The sequence below is a fragment of the Streptomyces sp. 130 genome (genome assembly GCF_007096885.1).
Taxonomy (GTDB): domain Bacteria; phylum Actinomycetota; class Actinomycetes; order Streptomycetales; family Streptomycetaceae; genus Streptomyces.
The window spans coordinates 1-14,661 of record NZ_VJNO01000006.1; the positions used below are offsets into that span (position 1 = coordinate 1).

General features: G+C 74.0%; 13 protein-coding genes. 9 read left to right on the forward strand and 4 right to left on the reverse strand.

Annotation, left to right across the window (positions count from 1 at the left end):
- Nucleotides 1-119: 119 nt before the first annotated feature.
- Together FKN01_RS07265 and FKN01_RS07270 are read left to right on the forward strand one after the other, a co-directional pair.
- Nucleotides 120-311: a CsbD family protein gene (locus tag FKN01_RS07265; protein WP_143617621.1), complete on the forward strand. Its 192-nt coding sequence runs from the start codon at nucleotides 120-122 to the stop codon at nucleotides 309-311.
- A 178-nt stretch (nucleotides 312-489) separates the two neighbouring features.
- Nucleotides 490-753 carry a hypothetical protein gene (locus tag FKN01_RS07270; RefSeq protein ID WP_143617623.1) on the forward strand — a complete coding sequence of 88 codons (264 nt, stop codon included), beginning with the start codon at nucleotides 490-492 and terminating at the stop codon, nucleotides 751-753.
- A 111-nt stretch (nucleotides 754-864) separates the two neighbouring features.
- Here FKN01_RS07270 and FKN01_RS07275 read toward each other — a convergent pair whose 3' ends face one another.
- Together FKN01_RS07275 and FKN01_RS07280 are read right to left on the reverse strand one after the other, a co-directional pair.
- Nucleotides 865-1,695: a DNA-formamidopyrimidine glycosylase family protein gene (locus FKN01_RS07275; protein ID WP_143617627.1), complete on the reverse strand. Its 831-nt coding sequence runs from the start codon at nucleotides 1,693-1,695 to the stop codon at nucleotides 865-867.
- 57 nt (nucleotides 1,696-1,752) lie between these two features.
- Nucleotides 1,753-6,429 (reverse strand): DEAD/DEAH box helicase, encoded by a 4,677-nt coding sequence (locus FKN01_RS07280; RefSeq protein WP_143617629.1) that lies wholly within the window; start codon nucleotides 6,427-6,429, stop codon nucleotides 1,753-1,755.
- A 94-nt stretch (nucleotides 6,430-6,523) separates the two neighbouring features.
- Between FKN01_RS07280 and FKN01_RS07285 the strand changes: the two genes are divergently transcribed.
- The 3 genes from FKN01_RS07285 to FKN01_RS07295 are packed head-to-tail and all read left to right on the forward strand — an operon-like array spanning nucleotide 6,524 to nucleotide 8,497.
- Entirely contained in the window at nucleotides 6,524-7,387 is an 864-nt protein-coding gene (locus FKN01_RS07285) for an AraC family transcriptional regulator (RefSeq protein ID WP_143617990.1), read from the forward strand.
- A 10-nt stretch (nucleotides 7,388-7,397) separates the two neighbouring features.
- Entirely contained in the window at nucleotides 7,398-8,195 is a 798-nt protein-coding gene (locus tag FKN01_RS07290; protein ID WP_143617631.1) for an AzlC family ABC transporter permease, read from the forward strand.
- Nucleotides 8,192-8,497, forward strand: coding sequence for an AzlD domain-containing protein (locus FKN01_RS07295; protein ID WP_143617633.1), 306 nt, complete (start codon nucleotides 8,192-8,194; stop codon nucleotides 8,495-8,497). The genes FKN01_RS07290 and FKN01_RS07295 overlap by 4 nt, the downstream gene beginning before the upstream one ends.
- A gap of 79 nt (nucleotides 8,498-8,576) precedes the next feature.
- Here the strand turns inward: FKN01_RS07295 and FKN01_RS07300 are convergent, their stop codons facing one another.
- Entirely contained in the window at nucleotides 8,577-9,491 is a 915-nt protein-coding gene (locus tag FKN01_RS07300) for a hypothetical protein (RefSeq protein ID WP_143617635.1), read from the reverse strand.
- 79 nt (nucleotides 9,492-9,570) lie between these two features.
- Here FKN01_RS07300 and FKN01_RS07305 point away from each other — a divergent pair, with 79 nt between their 5' ends.
- From FKN01_RS07305 to recX, 4 genes are all read left to right on the forward strand, one after another.
- Nucleotides 9,571-9,765 (forward strand): DUF3046 domain-containing protein, encoded by a 195-nt coding sequence (locus FKN01_RS07305; protein ID WP_143617637.1) that lies wholly within the window; start codon nucleotides 9,571-9,573, stop codon nucleotides 9,763-9,765.
- A gap of 172 nt (nucleotides 9,766-9,937) precedes the next feature.
- On the forward strand, nucleotides 9,938-11,125 hold the full coding sequence (locus FKN01_RS07310) for an AI-2E family transporter (protein WP_143617992.1): 1,188 nt from the start codon (nucleotides 9,938-9,940) through the stop codon (nucleotides 11,123-11,125).
- Nucleotides 11,126-11,447: 322 nt separating this feature from the next.
- Nucleotides 11,448-12,566: a recombinase RecA gene (gene recA, locus FKN01_RS07315; RefSeq protein ID WP_143617639.1), complete on the forward strand. Its 1,119-nt coding sequence runs from the start codon at nucleotides 11,448-11,450 to the stop codon at nucleotides 12,564-12,566.
- Between the two features lie 3 nt (nucleotides 12,567-12,569).
- Nucleotides 12,570-13,205: a recombination regulator RecX gene (gene recX, locus FKN01_RS07320; protein ID WP_143617641.1), complete on the forward strand. Its 636-nt coding sequence runs from the start codon at nucleotides 12,570-12,572 to the stop codon at nucleotides 13,203-13,205.
- Between the two features lie 10 nt (nucleotides 13,206-13,215).
- On the opposite strand, the gene FKN01_RS07325 is transcribed toward recX, so the two are convergent.
- Complete coding sequence (locus FKN01_RS07325; RefSeq protein WP_143617643.1) at nucleotides 13,216-13,854, reverse strand: hypothetical protein; 639 nt, start codon at nucleotides 13,852-13,854, stop codon at nucleotides 13,216-13,218.
- Nucleotides 13,855-14,661: the final 807 nt, after the last annotated feature.

The following is a 14,661-nucleotide window of genomic DNA, read 5'->3' on the forward strand; positions in this document are numbered from 1 at the left end:
CATCCGGGGTAGTCGCCCAGCTCAGAGGGTAGTCCGGGACATCACGCCTGGATGTTCCAGGCCGAGAGCGCCTGAGCGACGGCCCTCACCCACCAGATTTCTTCGACGGAGGTACGAGCATGAGGAACGAAGGCGCGAAGGACAAGGTCACCGGCAAGGCGAAGGAAGCCATGGGCAAGATGACCGGCGACCGTCGCAAGGAGAGCGAGGGCAAGGCGGACCAGGCCAAGGGCAAGGCCAAGGACGCCATGGACGGCGCCCGTGACCGGGCGGACGGAGTCAAGGACTCCCTGAACGACGACAAGGACTGACCCCTCGGTCCGCGACGAGCCCCCACCCGCGCGGTGGGGGCTCCGCGCTGAGAGGGGCCGGCGCGCGGCGGGGTGGTGCGACCGCCCCGTGCGCGCCGGGGGTGCAACGGTGCGCTCTCGCCCGGCGGAACGGGCGCGACTAGGGTCCTTCGTTTGGATCAAGCCGGAGGAGGCAGCCATGGTACGGCGATGGGTGCCGGCGCTCGTTCTCTGCGGCGCGTGGTGGTGGGCCGTGCTGCGGCTGATACTGGCCCCGGCGCACGCGGGAGTGGTCGAGGGAGCGGTGGCGGCGGGCGGATGGGGCCTCAGCCTCCTGCCCGTGCACGTGGCCGCGACGGCCAGGCCGCTCGGCATCTTCGACGCGGGTACAGGCCTGCTGCGGCGCGGCACGGCGTGGACCCGGCGGAGGGTGGGGGCGTGGCGGCGGTGGATGGTCAGGTAGGGGGCTTGGGCGGCGCGCTCTGGCGCGGCGGGTGGGTGAGGCTGCCCGCTCGGGCGGCGGCCGTAGGTCAGGCGGGGCCGGGCCGGTCCGGGTCCGGGCGGCGGCCGTAGGTCAGGCGGGCCCCGGGCCGGTCTGGCAGCCGGGGCACCAGTAGGCGGGGCGGTCGTCCTGCTCGGCCGCGCGGATGGGTGTTCCGCAGCGCAGGCACGGGCGATGCGTCCGGCCGTAGACCCAGAGGTTTTCGCTCGGCCTGCGTGCGCGGGTGGCGGCGCTCGCGACGGTACGCGAACGGCCCCCGGCCGTCGTGACGCGGTTCGGGCGGTCGCGGTTGGCATCGAGCAGCTGGTGAGCCGTGCTGACCAGCAGGGGGGCCGTCCGGGCGGGCAGCTCGCCGATGGGGAGCCAGGGTGTGGCGCGGGCCAGGAAGCAGAGCTCGGCCTTGTAGATGTTCCCGATGCCTGCCAGGTTGCGCTGGTCGAGCAGGGCCTCGCCGAGTGGGCGGGCGGGGTCGCTCAGGAGATTCCGCAACGCGGTGTCGGCGTCCCAGTCCGGCCCGAGCAGATCGGGGCCGAGGTGGCCGACCGCCTGCTCCTCGTCCTGGGTGCGCATGAGCTCCAGGACGGGGAGGCGGTAGCCGACGGCGGTGTGGGCCGCGTTGCCCAGGACGGCGCGGATCTGGTGCGCCGGGCCGCCGCGCCAGCGCTCGCCCGGGGCGTAGATCCGCCAGGCGCCGTCCATCCGCAGGTGGCTGTGCAGCGTGAGACCACCCTCGATCCGGGTGAGCAGGTGCTTGCCCCGGGCGGTGACGTCGAGGACGGCCCGGCCCGTGAGGTCGGCGGTGGCGAACCGGGGGACGCGGAGGTCGGACGTGGTGAGGACCTGTCCGGCCAGCGCGTGGTGCAGCCGCGCGGCGGTCTGCAGGACGGTGTCTCCTTCGGGCATGCCTCCATGATGCTTTGCCGGGGTCTCGGCGCCCCGGTCCCCTTCACGGGGGCCTGGTCACGTCGCGCGCAGGCGCAGGCCCCTCGGCGTGGCGAGGAAACCGGCCGCCTCCAGAGTGCGTCCCAGGGGCGAGGTGAGGGACGAGGCGCCGTTGGTGCGCTCGACGGTCACCGTCCCGAGGGCACCCGCGCGGGCGGCGGCGGCCAGCGCGCCGGCCGCCGCCCGGAGCGCGGGATCGTCCGGATCGGTCGGCCAGGCCAGCAGCGTCTTGCCGCCGCGCTCCATGTACAGCGTCAGCTCACCGTCCACCAGCACCACCAGCGAGCCCGCCTTGCGGCCCGGCTTGTGCCCGGCCCCGTCCGGCGGCTCGGGCCACGGGAGAGCGGCGCCGTACGCGTTGGCCGGGTCGGCCGCCGCGAGGACCAGGGCGCGGGGGTCCGCGCCCGGTTCCGTGCGGTCCCGGGCCGTGGAGACCGCGCGGAGCCGGTCGACCGCCCCGTCCATCGCGAACTGGGCGGCCCCCAGCCCTTCCACCACGTACCCCCGTCGGGCCTGGCCGTTGTCCTCGAAGGCCGACAGCACCCGGTACGCCGCCGAGAAGCCGCCCTCGACGCCCTCGGCCTGCACCGCGCCCCGGGTCACCACCCCGTGGCGGTCGAGCAGCGTGCGCGCCAGGGCGTGGGCCCGGTGCGTGGGCTCGGGCTCGATGGCCGGGAGCAGGGACCAGCGGCCCGAGACCGTGGGCGGCCCGGTGCGTGAAGCCGGGCGGGCGGCAGCGGTGAGGGTCCCGTAACGGCCGCGCGGCACGTTTCGCCGGGCGCGGTGCGCGGTCGAGCCGGCCGTGCGGCCCGAGCCCAGGAGGGAGCGCAGCGGCGCGAGGGTGTCGTTGGTCAGCCGGCCGGACCAGGCGAGGTCCCACAGGGCGTCCGCCAGCTGCGGGTCGGTGCAGTCGGGGTGGGTGGTGGCGCGGACCTGGTCGGCGATCTGCCGGAAGAACAGGCCGTAACCGCCGCCGAGGGCGGTCAGCACGGCCTCGTGCAGTGCGCTGAGCTCCAAGGGGCGCGGCGGGGGAAGGAGCAGGGGCGCGCTGTCGGCGAGGTAGAGGGAGATCCAGCCGTCCTTGCCGGGGAGGGCGCCCGCGCCGGCCCAGACGACCTCGCCGGTGGTGGTCAGCTCGTCCAGGAGCGCGGGGGTGTAACCGGTGACGCGGCCGGGCAGGACGAGCCGTTCCAGTGCGGAGGCGGGGACCGGCGCCCCCTGCAGCTGCTCGACGGCGCGGGCCAGTCCGTCGATGCCGCGGAGGTCCTTCCCGCCGAGATGCTGCCACTGCGGCAGGAACCCGGCCAGGGCGGCGGGCGGGACCGGCTCCAGCTCATGGCGGAGGGCGGCCAGCGAACGGCGCCGCAGCCGCCGCAGCACCGTGGTGTCGCACCACTCCTGGCCGATGCCGGCGGGGTGGAACTCGCCCTGGACGATGCGGCCCGACGCCGCGAGCCGTTGCAGCGCCCCGTCGGTGACGGCTGTGCCGAGGCCGAACCGGGCCGCCGCCGCGGTGGAGGTGAACGGGCCGTGCGTACGGGCGTACCGGGCGAGGAGGTCGCCGAGGGGGTCCTGCACCGGCTCGGTGAACGCCTCGGGGACGCCGACCGGGAGCGCTGTGCCCAGGGCGTCGCGCAGCCGGCCCGCGTCCTCGATCGCCGCCCAGTGGGCCGCCCCCGCGATCCGGACGCGGATGGCGCGGCGGGTGGACTCCAGCTCCTTCGCCCAGGCGGACTCGGCCCCGCGCTCGGCCAGCTCCTCGTCGGTGAGCGGACCGAGCACCCGCAGCAGGTCCGCGACCCCCTCGGCGTCCTTGACGCGGCGGTCGTCCGCGAGCCACTGGAGCTCCCGCTCCAGCTCGGTCAGCACATCGGCGTCGAGCAGTTCGCGCAGCTCCGCCCTGCCCAGCAGCTCGGCGAGGAGCCGGGAGTCGAGGGAGAGCGCGGCGGCGCGCCGTTCGGCGAGCGGCGAGTCGCCCTCGTAGAGGAACTGGGCGACGTATCCGAAGAGGAGGGAGCGGGCGAACGGGGAGGGCTCCTGGGTGGTGACCTCGACCAGGCGGATGCGCCGGGCCTCCAGGTCGCCCATCACCTCCGTGAGCCCCGGGACGTCGAAGACGTCCTGGAGACATTCGCGGACCGCTTCGAGGACGATGGGGAAGGAGCCGAACTCCGAGGCGACCTGGAGGAGCTGCGCGGCCCGCTGGCGCTGCTGCCAGAGCGGGGTGCGTTTGCCGGGGCTGCGACGGGGAAGCAGCAGCGCCCTGGCGGCGCACTCGCGGAACCGCGAGGCGAACAGGGCGGAGCTGCCGACCTGGTCGGTGACGATCTGTTCGATCTCGCCCTTGTCGAAGGCCACATCGGCAGCGCCGACCGGGGGCTGGTCGCTGTCGAAGGCGGTGTTGGCCGGGGCGAGCGGCGCGGAGGCACCTGGGCCGGACTCCTGGGCAGGGTCCTGCGCCGGATCGAAGTCCAGGAGGTCCAGGCCCATCATGTCGGCATCGGGCAGCCGCAGCACGATGCCGTCGTCGGCGTGCATGACCTGCGCGTCCATCCCGTACCGCTCGGCGAGGCGGGCACTCAGCGCCAGCGCCCACGGGGCGTGCACCTGCGCACCGAACGGGGAGTGCACGACGACCCGCCAGTCGCCCAGCTCGTCCCGGAACCGCTCGACCAGGATCGTCCGGTCGTCCGGAACATGACCGCAGGCCCGGCGCTGCTCGTCCAGATAGGCCAGGACGTTGTCGACGGCCCAGGTGTCCAGGCCGGCGGAGAGCAGACGGTGCCGGGCATCCTCGGGGGAGAGCCCGCCGAGCTCGCGCAGGAAAGCCCCCAGGGCGCGGCCCAGCTCCAGCGGACGGCCCAGCTGGTCGCCCTTCCAGAACGGCAGCCGCCCGGGGACACCGGGCGCGGGGGAGACGAGGACGCGGTCCCGGGTGATGTCCTCGATCCGCCAGGAGGTCGTGCCCAGCGTGAAGACGTCGCCGACCCGGGACTCGTAGACCATTTCCTCGTCCAGCTCACCGACCCGGCCGCCGCCCTTCTTGGGGTCGGCACCGGCGAGGAACACCCCGAAGAGGCCCCGGTCGGGGATGGTCCCGCCCGAGGTGACGGCCAGGCGCTGCGCACCGGGACGGCCCGTGACCGTACCGGCGACGCGGTCCCAGACGACGCGGGGCCGCAGCTCCGCGAAGGCGTCGGACGGATAGCGGCCCGCGAGCATGTCGAGGACGGCCGTGAACGCCGACTCGGGCAGCGAGGCGAAGGGGGCGGCCCGGCGGACCACCGCGAGCAGGTCGTCCACCTGCCAGCTGTCCAGCGCGACCATCGCCACCAGCTGCTGGGCCAGCACGTCCAGCGGATTGGCCGGGACGCGCAGCGCCTCGATCGAGCCCGTCCGCATCCGCTCGGTGACCACGGCCGCCTGCACCAGGTCGCCGCGGTACTTCGGGAAGACGACGCCGGTGGAGACCGCGCCCACCTGGTGGCCGGCGCGGCCGACCCGTTGCAGCCCGGAGGCGACCGAGGGCGGGGACTCGACCTGGATCACCAGGTCGACCGCCCCCATGTCGATGCCCAGCTCCAGGCTGGAGGTGGCGACCACGGCGGGCAGCCTGCCCGCCTTCAGGTCCTCCTCGACCTGGGCGCGCTGCTCCTTGGAGACCGATCCGTGGTGGGCCCGGGCGAGCAGGGCGGGAGCGCCCTTGGCCGCCCCGGACTCCGCCATGATCTCGGCGGGGGAGTGGGCCTCGGGCATGGTTTCGCCGGTGGCCCTCTCGTACGCGATCTCGTTGAGCCGGTTGCACAGGCGCTCCGCGAGGCGGCGGGAGTTGGCGAAGACGATGGTGGAGCGGTGCGCCTGGACGAGATCGGCGATCCGCTCCTCCACATGGGGCCAGATCGACGGCTTCTCGGCCTGCCCCGAGGTGTCGTCGGTGGCGGGGGAACCGCCCAGCTCGCCCAGGTCCTCGACGGGCACCACCACCGAGAGGTCGAACTGCTTGCTGGACGGCGGCTGGACGATCTCCACCTTGCGCCGGGGCGACAGGAAGCGCGCCACCTCGTCGACCGGGCGGACGGTGGCCGACAGGCCGATGCGCCGGGCCGGCCGGGGCAGCAGCTCGTCCAGGCGCTCCAGCGACACGGCGAGATGGGCACCGCGCTTGGTGCCCGCGACCGCGTGCACCTCGTCCAGGATCACCGTCTCGATGCCGGACAGGGCCTCCCGGGCCGAGGAGGTCAGCATCAGGAACAGCGACTCGGGCGTCGTGATCAGGATGTCCGGCGGGCGGGTGGCCATCGAGCGGCGCTCGGCGGCCGGAGTGTCGCCCGATCGGATGCCCACCCTGACCTCGGGCTCGGGCAGCCCCTGGCGCACCGACTCCTGGCGGATGCCGGTCAACGGCGAGCGCAGATTGCGCTCCACGTCGACCGCGAGCGCCTTGAGCGGCGACACGTACAGCACGCGGCAGCGCTTCTTCGCCTCCGCCGGCGGGGGGACGGCCGCCAGCCGGTCCAGTGCGGCGAGGAAGGCGGCCAGCGTCTTGCCCGAGCCGGTCGGCGCGACGACCAGCACGTCCGACCCCTCGCCGATCGCCCGCCAGGCGCCTTCCTGAGCGGCGGTCGGCGCGCTGAAGGCCCCCGTGAACCAGCTGCGGGTCGCGGGGGAGAAGGAATCGAGTGCGGAGCCGGTCATGTCCCCCATCGTGCACCCCGCCACTGACAACGGCCCCGACAACCGCCGGGCGGGGGCGACGGCCGGACCGCCCGCGAGCTGGAACAATCGCACCATGGCGGGGTCACAGCAACCGGAGGAGTGGGCGCGGCACTGGAGCTACGCGGAGCTGCCCGACCTCGACCTGCTGCGGGCCCGCTACATCCGGCACACCTTCCCGCGCCACAGCCACGAGGGCTACGTCGTCGCCACGGTGAGCCACGGCGTCGAGGACATCGGTATGCCTGCCGGGACCCTGCACGCCGGGCCCGGGACCGTCGTCATGATCAACCCGGAGGTTCCGCACACCGCCCGCGCGGGTGTCCCCGAGGGCTGGGTGTACGACACGCTCTACCCGTCCGCGCAGGTGATCAACGACATCGCCGCAGATACGACGCGCCTGCGCGGCACCGTCGGCTTCGCCGAGACCGCAGTGGCCGATCCGTACGCCGCCCGGCTGATAGCCGAGGTCCACCGGGCGGCCGAGGAGGGCAACGCCCTGGCCGCCGACAGCGTGCTGCGGGTCGTCGTCACCCGTCTGCTCACCCGGCACGGCACCGTGTTCCCCGTCTCGGCTCCCCGCGCCGCCGGCGCCCGCGACGCGGCGCGCGCCCGGGCCCTCCTGGAATCCCGGATGGCCGAACCGCCGACCCTGGAGACGCTGGCCGCCGAACTCGGCACGAGCCCCTTCGCTCTGCTGCGCGCGTTCAAGAAGCAGTACGGCATGCCCCCGCACACCTGGCTCACCGACGCCCGGGTGCGGCGTGCGCGCCGGATGCTCGACGCGGGCACGGCCCCCTCGGTCGCGGCGACGGAAGTCGGGTTCACCGACCAGCCGCATCTCAACCGTCACTTCACCCGGATCGTCGGAGTGACCCCCGGCGCCTACCAGCGCGAACGTGCAAGAACGTACAAGACCGGTCCGGAACGGCCCCGGTAGCGTGCTGGACGTGGCAGAACAGACAGCACCCCTTCGCGCGACCGCCGAACCTCCCGGTGGCAGCACGCTCGCCGCCGGGACCAAGCCGGACTCGGCCGTCGTACGCGACGCACTCGGCGTCGGCATAGCCGTCGGTCTCTCCGGCTTCGCCTTCGGCGTCACCTCCGCGGGCTCCGGCCTGAGCCTGCTCCAGACGTGCGCGCTCAGCCTGCTCGTGTTCACCGGCGCCTCCCAGTTCGCCCTGGTCGGCGCGCTCGCCGCCGGCGGCAATCCGTACACCGCGGCTGCCGGTGCCTTCTTCCTCGGCGTGCGCAACGCCTTCTACGGCCTGCGGCTCTCCCAGCTCCTCGCCCTGCCGCGCGCCCTGCGCCCGCTCGCCGCCCAGTGGGTGATCGACGAGACCACCGCCGTGACGCTGCCCCAGCCCACCCGGCGGGCCGCGCGGATCGGCTTCACCGTCACCGGGCTCACCCTCTACGCGCTGTGGAACCTGACCACCCTGGTGGGCGCGCTGGGCGCCGAGGCACTCGGCGACACGGACGCCTGGGGGCTCGACGCGGCCAGCCCGGCGGTCTTCCTGGCGCTGCTCGCCCCCATGCTGAAGTCCACGACGGAGCGCGTGACGGCGGCGCTCGCCGTCCTGCTCGTCCTGGGCCTCCTGCCGGTGCTGCCGGCCGGCGTGCCCGTGCTGCTGTCCGCGCTGGCCGCACCCGTCGTCCTGTTCCTGATGGGGCGGGCCAAGGGACACGGCGGGGGCGGGGCCGAGGCCGAGGAGGCCGGCGTGACCCGGGCGGAGGACGGCCGATGAACGTCTGGATCGCCATCGCGCTGACCTTCGTCGGCTGCTACCTGGCCAAACTCCTCGGCCTCCTGGTGCCCGCCGGCGCGCTGGAACGCCCGCTGGTGCAGCGGCTGGCCGCCCTCCTGCCGGTGGCCCTGCTGGCCGCGCTCACCGCTCAGCAGACCTTCGGCGACGGACAGCACCTCGCCCTGGACGCCAGGGGCGCGGGGCTCGCGGCCGCGGCGCTCGCCCTCGTGCTGCGCGCCCCCTTTCTGGTGGTCGTGGGCGCCGCGGTGGCCGTCACCGCGGGAGTGCGCGCGCTGGGCTGACCGCCGTCCGGCCCGGAATGTAAGGGGCATGCCTCCTGGCGGGTGCCCCTTACCGGCGCCCTTCCCGCCGTGCCGCCCGTCAAGCCAGGACGCGCCCGTGCGCCCTCAGAGTTTCCAGCGCCCTGAGGGTCACCAGGGGGCGTCCCTCCAGCGCCGTCCCGGGTGCCCACTGCCGCCAGGTGACCGGCCAGCCGCCGTCCGCCTCCTGCGCGGCGGCGAGATGGTCGAGCGAGCGCTCCATCTCGGTGTCGGAGAACCACCGCCGGGCGAGCGACGCGGGCGTACGGGCGTAGTCGTACGGGAAGTGCTGCTCCTGCGGCGCGTACCCGGGAGCCACCGGGTACTCCGCGCGCCGGTCCGGATCGAGCACGGCGAGCCGCTGGTCGCGTACCAGCCGCCCCAGCCGTTCGGCGGCGGCCTCCGCCCGGGGCCGGTCCGGCACCCCGTCGAGAAAGGCCACCGCCGCCTCGATCTCGTACGGATGCGACACCGCCAGGGCGTCCACGGCCGACCAGCAGAAGTCGGTGGCCCGGAAGAGCCAGGCATGCCACACCTCATTGCGGTGCAGCAGCCCGACGACGGGGCCGGTGGCCAGCAGCTCGGCCGGCGGGTCGTCCACGATCGGGATGAAGGGGGCCGCCGGATAGTCGCGCTGGGAGGGCAGCAGCGCGGGCAGGGCGCCCTCCTTGGTGGAGACATCCGTCAGATACCGGCAGATCCGCTCCACCCGCGGACCGCCGCACCGGCCGATGGAGTCGAGGACGCTGAGCGCGTGGGCGGTGTGCAGGGGCTGACTGACGGGGCCCCGCAGGTCGGGTTCGAGCGCGTGCCCGTAACCGCCGTCCTCATTGGCATAGGCGGTGAGGGCCGTCTCCACCGCGTCCGCGCCTCCCTGCAGATATTGATGGGCGAACCGCCGCTGTTCGAGGACACGGGCCGTGAGCCAGATGAACTGCTCGGCCCGGTCGAGGGGACTTGTTCCAGTTGCAGCCATGGACCGACCGTAGGGCTTCGGGTCCCCGAGCAGGGCGGATGCGGCCCGGCTGCACTCTCAGGAGCGGGATACTGAAGGCATGCGGTTGACGATTTTCTGGGAACGGATGGCGGACCACTTCGGCGCGGCCTACGCGGACTCCTTCGCACGCGACCATGTGATGACCGAGCTGGGTGGACGTACGGTCCACGAGGCGCTGGCGGCCGGCTGGGAGGCCAAGGACGTCTGGCGCGGGGTCTGCGCCGCGATGGACATCCCCGCCGACAGACGCTGACGGCGGGGAAGGGAAGGCCACCTTCCGGGGTGTGCGAGGCATTGTCACCCACATAGGCGAGACTTGCTTCGTGGCACCCACAGACGAGACCGCTCAGATCCAGCCGCCGTGCACGCCGCCCGTACCACCGGCCGCACCGCCGGCCCCGCCGTCGGGCGGCGGGCCCGCCCGCATGCCCGCCTGGCTGCCGCGTGCCATGGTCCTCGCCCTTGCCCTGTACGCCTGCTTCCGGCTCGGCAGCTGGGCGTTCGACCAGCTCATCGGCCTGCTGATCAATGTGCTGATCGCCTTCTTCCTGGCGCTCGCCATCGAACCCGCCGTGAGCCGGATGTCCGCCCGGGGCATGCGCCGGGGCTTCGCCACCTTCCTGGTCTTCCTCGTCGTGCTGATCGCCGGGGCCGGCTTCGTCGTCCTGCTCGGCTCGATGCTCGCCGGCCAGATCGTCGACATGGTGGAGGACTTCCCGAAGTACCTCGACTCGGTGATCAACTGGGTCAACCAGACCTTCCACACGGAGCTCTCCCGCGTCGAGGTCCAGGACAGCCTGCTGCACTCCGACTGGCTGCAGAAGTACGTCCAGAACAGCGCGACCGGCGTGCTCGACGTCTCGGCGACCGTCCTCGGCGGCCTCTTCCGCCTGCTGACGATCTTCCTGTTCTCCTTCTACTTCGCGGCGGACGGCCCCCGCCTGCGCCGCGGGCTGTGCTCCGTGCTGCCCCCCGCCCGCCAGGCGGAGGTGCTCCGGGCCTGGGAGATCGCCGTCGACAAGACCGGTGGCTACCTCTACTCGCGCGGCCTGATGGCGCTCATCTCCGGCATCGCGCACTACATCCTGCTGGCCGCCCTCGGAGTGCCCTACGCGCCGGCGCTCGCGGTCTGGGTCGGGCTCGTCTCCCAGTTCATCCCCACGATCGGCACCTACCTCGCGGGCGCCCTGCCCATGCTGATCGCCTTCACCGTCGATCCCTGGTACGCACTGTGGGTTCTGGGCTTCGTCGTGGTGTACCAGCAGTTCGAGAACTACATGCTCCAGCCCAAGCTGACCGCGAAGACGGTGGACATCCACCCCGCTGTCGCGTTCGGCTCGGTCATCGCGGGTACGGCGCTCATGGGGGCCGTCGGCGCGCTGATCGCCATCCCGGCCGTGGCCACGCTCCAGGCGTTCCTGGGCGCGTACGTGAAGCGCTACGACGTCACGGACGACCCGCGCGTCCACGGCAGCCGCCCCGGGGTGCGGGGCGAGCCCTTGTGGACGCGCCTGAGGCGGATGCGCACCGCGTTCTCGGGTGAGGACGGCCGGGAAGGCGAGGGGGAGGAGCCGCGCCGCCCGGAGGGGCCTTCCGGGCCGAGCGGTACCTGAAGCGCTCGTTCCGCCGGACCCGCCCTGCCCGTCCCGACGGCGACCCGGGCCGGCGCCGCTGCCCGGGTTACGTGGAGTACCGCCCGGAGCCGGACGGGTCCAGCCGCTGACCGGATCCCCTTCCCGGCCCGGCCGCGGAGGGGCGGCGTGGTGAGCTTGACACTAAAATCGAACATCCATTCTCATGGGATTCCGGCCGGGTTTTCCCGGGCCCGACCGCGGAGTTTTCCACAGGCCGGGAGGACGTCGAGGCCCATTGTCAGTGGCAGGGGTTAGCGTCGTTGACGTGAAGCGATCGACTCAAGCAAATCGGGTGGAACCCATGGCAGGAACCGACCGCGAGAAGGCGCTGGACGCCGCACTCGCACAGATTGAACGGCAATTCGGCAAGGGCGCGGTGATGCGCCTCGGCGAGCGGCCGAACGAGCCCATCGAGGTGATTCCCACCGGGTCCACCGCGCTCGACGTCGCTCTCGGCGTCGGCGGTCTGCCGCGCGGCCGTGTGGTGGAGGTGTACGGACCGGAGTCCTCCGGTAAGACGACGCTGACGCTGCACGCCGTGGCGAACGCGCAGAAGCTCGGCGGCTCGGTGGCCTTCATCGACGCGGAGCACGCCCTCGACCCGGAGTACGCGAAGAAGCTCGGCGTCGACATCGACAGCCTCATCCTGTCCCAGCCGGACAACGGTGAGCAGGCCCTCGAGATCGTGGACATGCTGGTCCGCTCGGGCGCCCTCGGCCTCATCGTCATCGACTCCGTGGCGGCCCTGGTGCCGCGCGCGGAGATCGAGGGCGAGATGGGCGACTCGCACGTGGGTCTCCAGGCCCGCCTGATGAGCCAGGCGCTCCGGAAGATCACCAGTGCGCTCAACCAGTCCAAGACCACCGCGATCTTCATCAACCAGCTCCGCGAGAAGATCGGTGTGATGTTCGGCTCGCCGGAGACCACCACCGGTGGCCGGGCGCTCAAGTTCTACGCCTCGGTGCGCCTCGACATCCGCCGGATCGAGACGCTCAAGGACGGCACCGACGCGGTCGGCAACCGCACCCGCGTGAAGATCGTCAAGAACAAGGTCGCGCCGCCCTTCAAGCAGGCCGAGTTCGACATCCTCTACGGCCAGGGCATCAGCCGCGAGGGTGGCCTGATCGACATGGGCGTGGAGCACGGCTTCGTCCGCAAGGCCGGCGCCTGGTACACGTACGAGGGCGACCAGCTCGGCCAGGGCAAGGAGAACGCGCGCAACTTCCTCAAGGACAACCCCGACCTCGCCAACGAGATCGAGAAGAAGATCCTGGTGAAGCTGGGCGTCGGCGTCCGGCCCGAGGACGCCGCCGAGGCCGGGACGGACACGGACACGGCGGCTCCCGCCGAGGCTGCGGCGAAGCCGGCGACGGCGGCCGGCAAGACCAAGCCGGCCAAGGCGGCCGCGGCCAAGAGCTGATCCGTGACGCGTCGTACTGAGTGGCCGGCCGGCGCCGCCGACCCCGGCGCGGCCTACGGACCCGGTGAGGGAGCGGGACGCCGCTCCCGGTCCAGTGACAGCGGTTCCCCCTCCTCGTCGAGGGCCGAGGCGGGGGAACCGCGCGATCCGGTCGAGCAGGCCCGCAACATCTGTCTGCGCCTTCTCACCGGCACACCGCGCACCCGCAAGCAGCTCGCCGACGCCCTCCGCAAGCGGGAGATCCCGGACGAGGCGGCCGAAGAGGTGCTGTCCCGTTTCCAGGACGTCGGACTGATCGATGACGCCGCGTTCGCCGACGCCTGGGTGGAGTCCCGGCACCACGGCCGCGGGCTCGCCCGGCGGGCGCTGGTCCGTGAGCTGCGCAACAAGGGGGTGGACGGTGCCGTGATCGACGAAGCCGTCGGGCAGCTCGACTCCGAACAGGAGGAGGAGACCGCACGGGAGCTCGTCGCCCGCAAGCTCCGGTCCACCCGGGGACTGGACCGCGACAAACGCCTGCGCCGCCTCGCGGGCATGCTCGCCCGCAAGGGGTACGGCGAGGGCATGGCCCTGCGCGTGGTGCGCCGGGCGCTGGAAGAAGAGGGGGAGGACACGGAGGGGCTGGACGAGCCCTTCTGAGCCCGAGGCGCTACTGGCCGGCGCGGGCCGCGCGGCTGATGGCGGCGTCGACCAGCGCGAGGGCGTCCTCGGCGGTGCGCCCCGGGTAGCGGTTCCAGGGGCCGATCAACCCGATCCAGCCCTGGGAGCGGAGCTCCGCGATCAGCCAGGCCCCGGCCCGGTCGACCGTCTCCGCCGAGCCGTAGCCCAAGCGGTGCGCGGTGAGCATGGCGCCGCAGACGCAGCGAGCGCCCCGGATGTTGCGGAGCCGGTACGGGGTGTTCTGCCAGCCCCACTCGGTCAGGATTCGCCGGGCATGGGCGAGATGGACGGACGGCCGCACATCGGGCCGTCCGACGCGCCGCCACGCGTGGAGCCGGTCGGGCAGGATCGCACCGATGCGCCCGGGGAGCGGACGCTCGCGCGGTGCGGCGGGAGGCAGCGCGCGGACCGTGTCGGCGATCAGCCGGTCCACCGGCACGGAGAGCAGGGCGCGCCAGTCGGCGACGGGGTGCGGCGCGGCCTGGGCGGGGGCGGGCGCGGCCTGCGCAGGGGAGGGGGCGGCTGCGGTCAGGTCCCAGCCGGTGACGATCTGCTGCCAGGCGTCCGTGTCATGGAGGCGGGCGGCTTGGGCGTCGAGTGCCTCGGGGGTGAGGGCGGTGGTCGGCATCGGTGCGTGCTCCCCGTCATAGCGGCGTACCGGCGCCCCGATGGCGTTCCGGCGGGCGGGCGCGCCGGAACGGCCGCGCCCGCCGTGAGGCGAATGTCCGCCCGCCCTCCGCGCCGCTCCACCCGAGCGACGCCATACGGGTGTGTCGCCGGGCATTCCGGTGGCGGACCACGGCCGGGACGAGAGCGGCCCGGACACGGCGTACCCGCCGGGCGGAGCGGACGCGGTGCGCGGCCCCCGTACGCCGTCATCCGGACCTGGCCGTGCGCTGGACCCGGTCCCGGCGTTGGCCCCGGCCCGGACCCTGGCCCCGGCGCCGGCGTTGGCCCCGGCCCGGCGTTGGCGCTGGCCCCGGCCCCGGCCCCGGTGTTGGCCCCGGCCCGGATGCCAGCCCCGGCCCGGACCCCGGCCTCGGCCCCGGCTTGGCCCCGGCCCGGACCCCGACCCCGGCCTGGACGCCGGTCCCGGTCCCGGCCCCGGCCCCGGCCCGGACCCCGACCCCGATTCGGCCCGGCCCGGACCCCGGGTCCGGCGTTAGCGCTGGCCCGGACCCCGGCCCCGGCCCGGACCCCGGCCCCGGCGTCGGCATCGGCCCCGGCCTGGCGTTTGCGCTGGCCCCGGGCCCGGCCCGGACCCCGGCCCCGGCCCGGCCCGGACCCCGGGCCCGGCGTTAGCGCTGGCCCCGGCCCGATGCCAGCCCCGGACCCTGGCCCCGGCGCCGGCATCGGCCCCGGCCCGGTGTTGGCGCTGGCCCTGGCCCGGACCCCGACCCCGGTTCGGCCCGGCCCGGACCCCGGCCCGGCGTCG

Excerpts from the sequence above, each read along its gene's own strand:
- recA (WP_143617639.1), top strand. The coding sequence starts at position 11,448 with ATGGCAGGAACCGACCGCGAGAAGGCGCTGGACGCCGCACTCGCACAG.
- FKN01_RS07275 (WP_143617627.1), bottom strand. The coding sequence starts at position 1,695 with ATGCCCGAAGGAGACACCGTCCTGCAGACCGCCGCGCGGCTGCACCAC.
- FKN01_RS07325 (WP_143617643.1), bottom strand. The coding sequence starts at position 13,854 with ATGCCGACCACCGCCCTCACCCCCGAGGCACTCGACGCCCAAGCCGCC.
- FKN01_RS07265 (WP_143617621.1), top strand. The coding sequence starts at position 120 with ATGAGGAACGAAGGCGCGAAGGACAAGGTCACCGGCAAGGCGAAGGAA.
- FKN01_RS07270 (WP_143617623.1), top strand. The coding sequence starts at position 490 with ATGGTACGGCGATGGGTGCCGGCGCTCGTTCTCTGCGGCGCGTGGTGG.
- FKN01_RS07295 (WP_143617633.1), top strand. The coding sequence starts at position 8,192 with ATGAACGTCTGGATCGCCATCGCGCTGACCTTCGTCGGCTGCTACCTG.
- FKN01_RS07285 (WP_143617990.1), top strand. The coding sequence starts at position 6,524 with ATGGCGGGGTCACAGCAACCGGAGGAGTGGGCGCGGCACTGGAGCTAC.
- FKN01_RS07300 (WP_143617635.1), bottom strand. The coding sequence starts at position 9,491 with ATGGCTGCAACTGGAACAAGTCCCCTCGACCGGGCCGAGCAGTTCATC.
- FKN01_RS07305 (WP_143617637.1), top strand. The coding sequence starts at position 9,571 with ATGCGGTTGACGATTTTCTGGGAACGGATGGCGGACCACTTCGGCGCG.
- FKN01_RS07310 (WP_143617992.1), top strand. The coding sequence starts at position 9,938 with ATGCCCGCCTGGCTGCCGCGTGCCATGGTCCTCGCCCTTGCCCTGTAC.
- FKN01_RS07280 (WP_143617629.1), bottom strand. The coding sequence starts at position 6,429 with ATGACCGGCTCCGCACTCGATTCCTTCTCCCCCGCGACCCGCAGCTGG.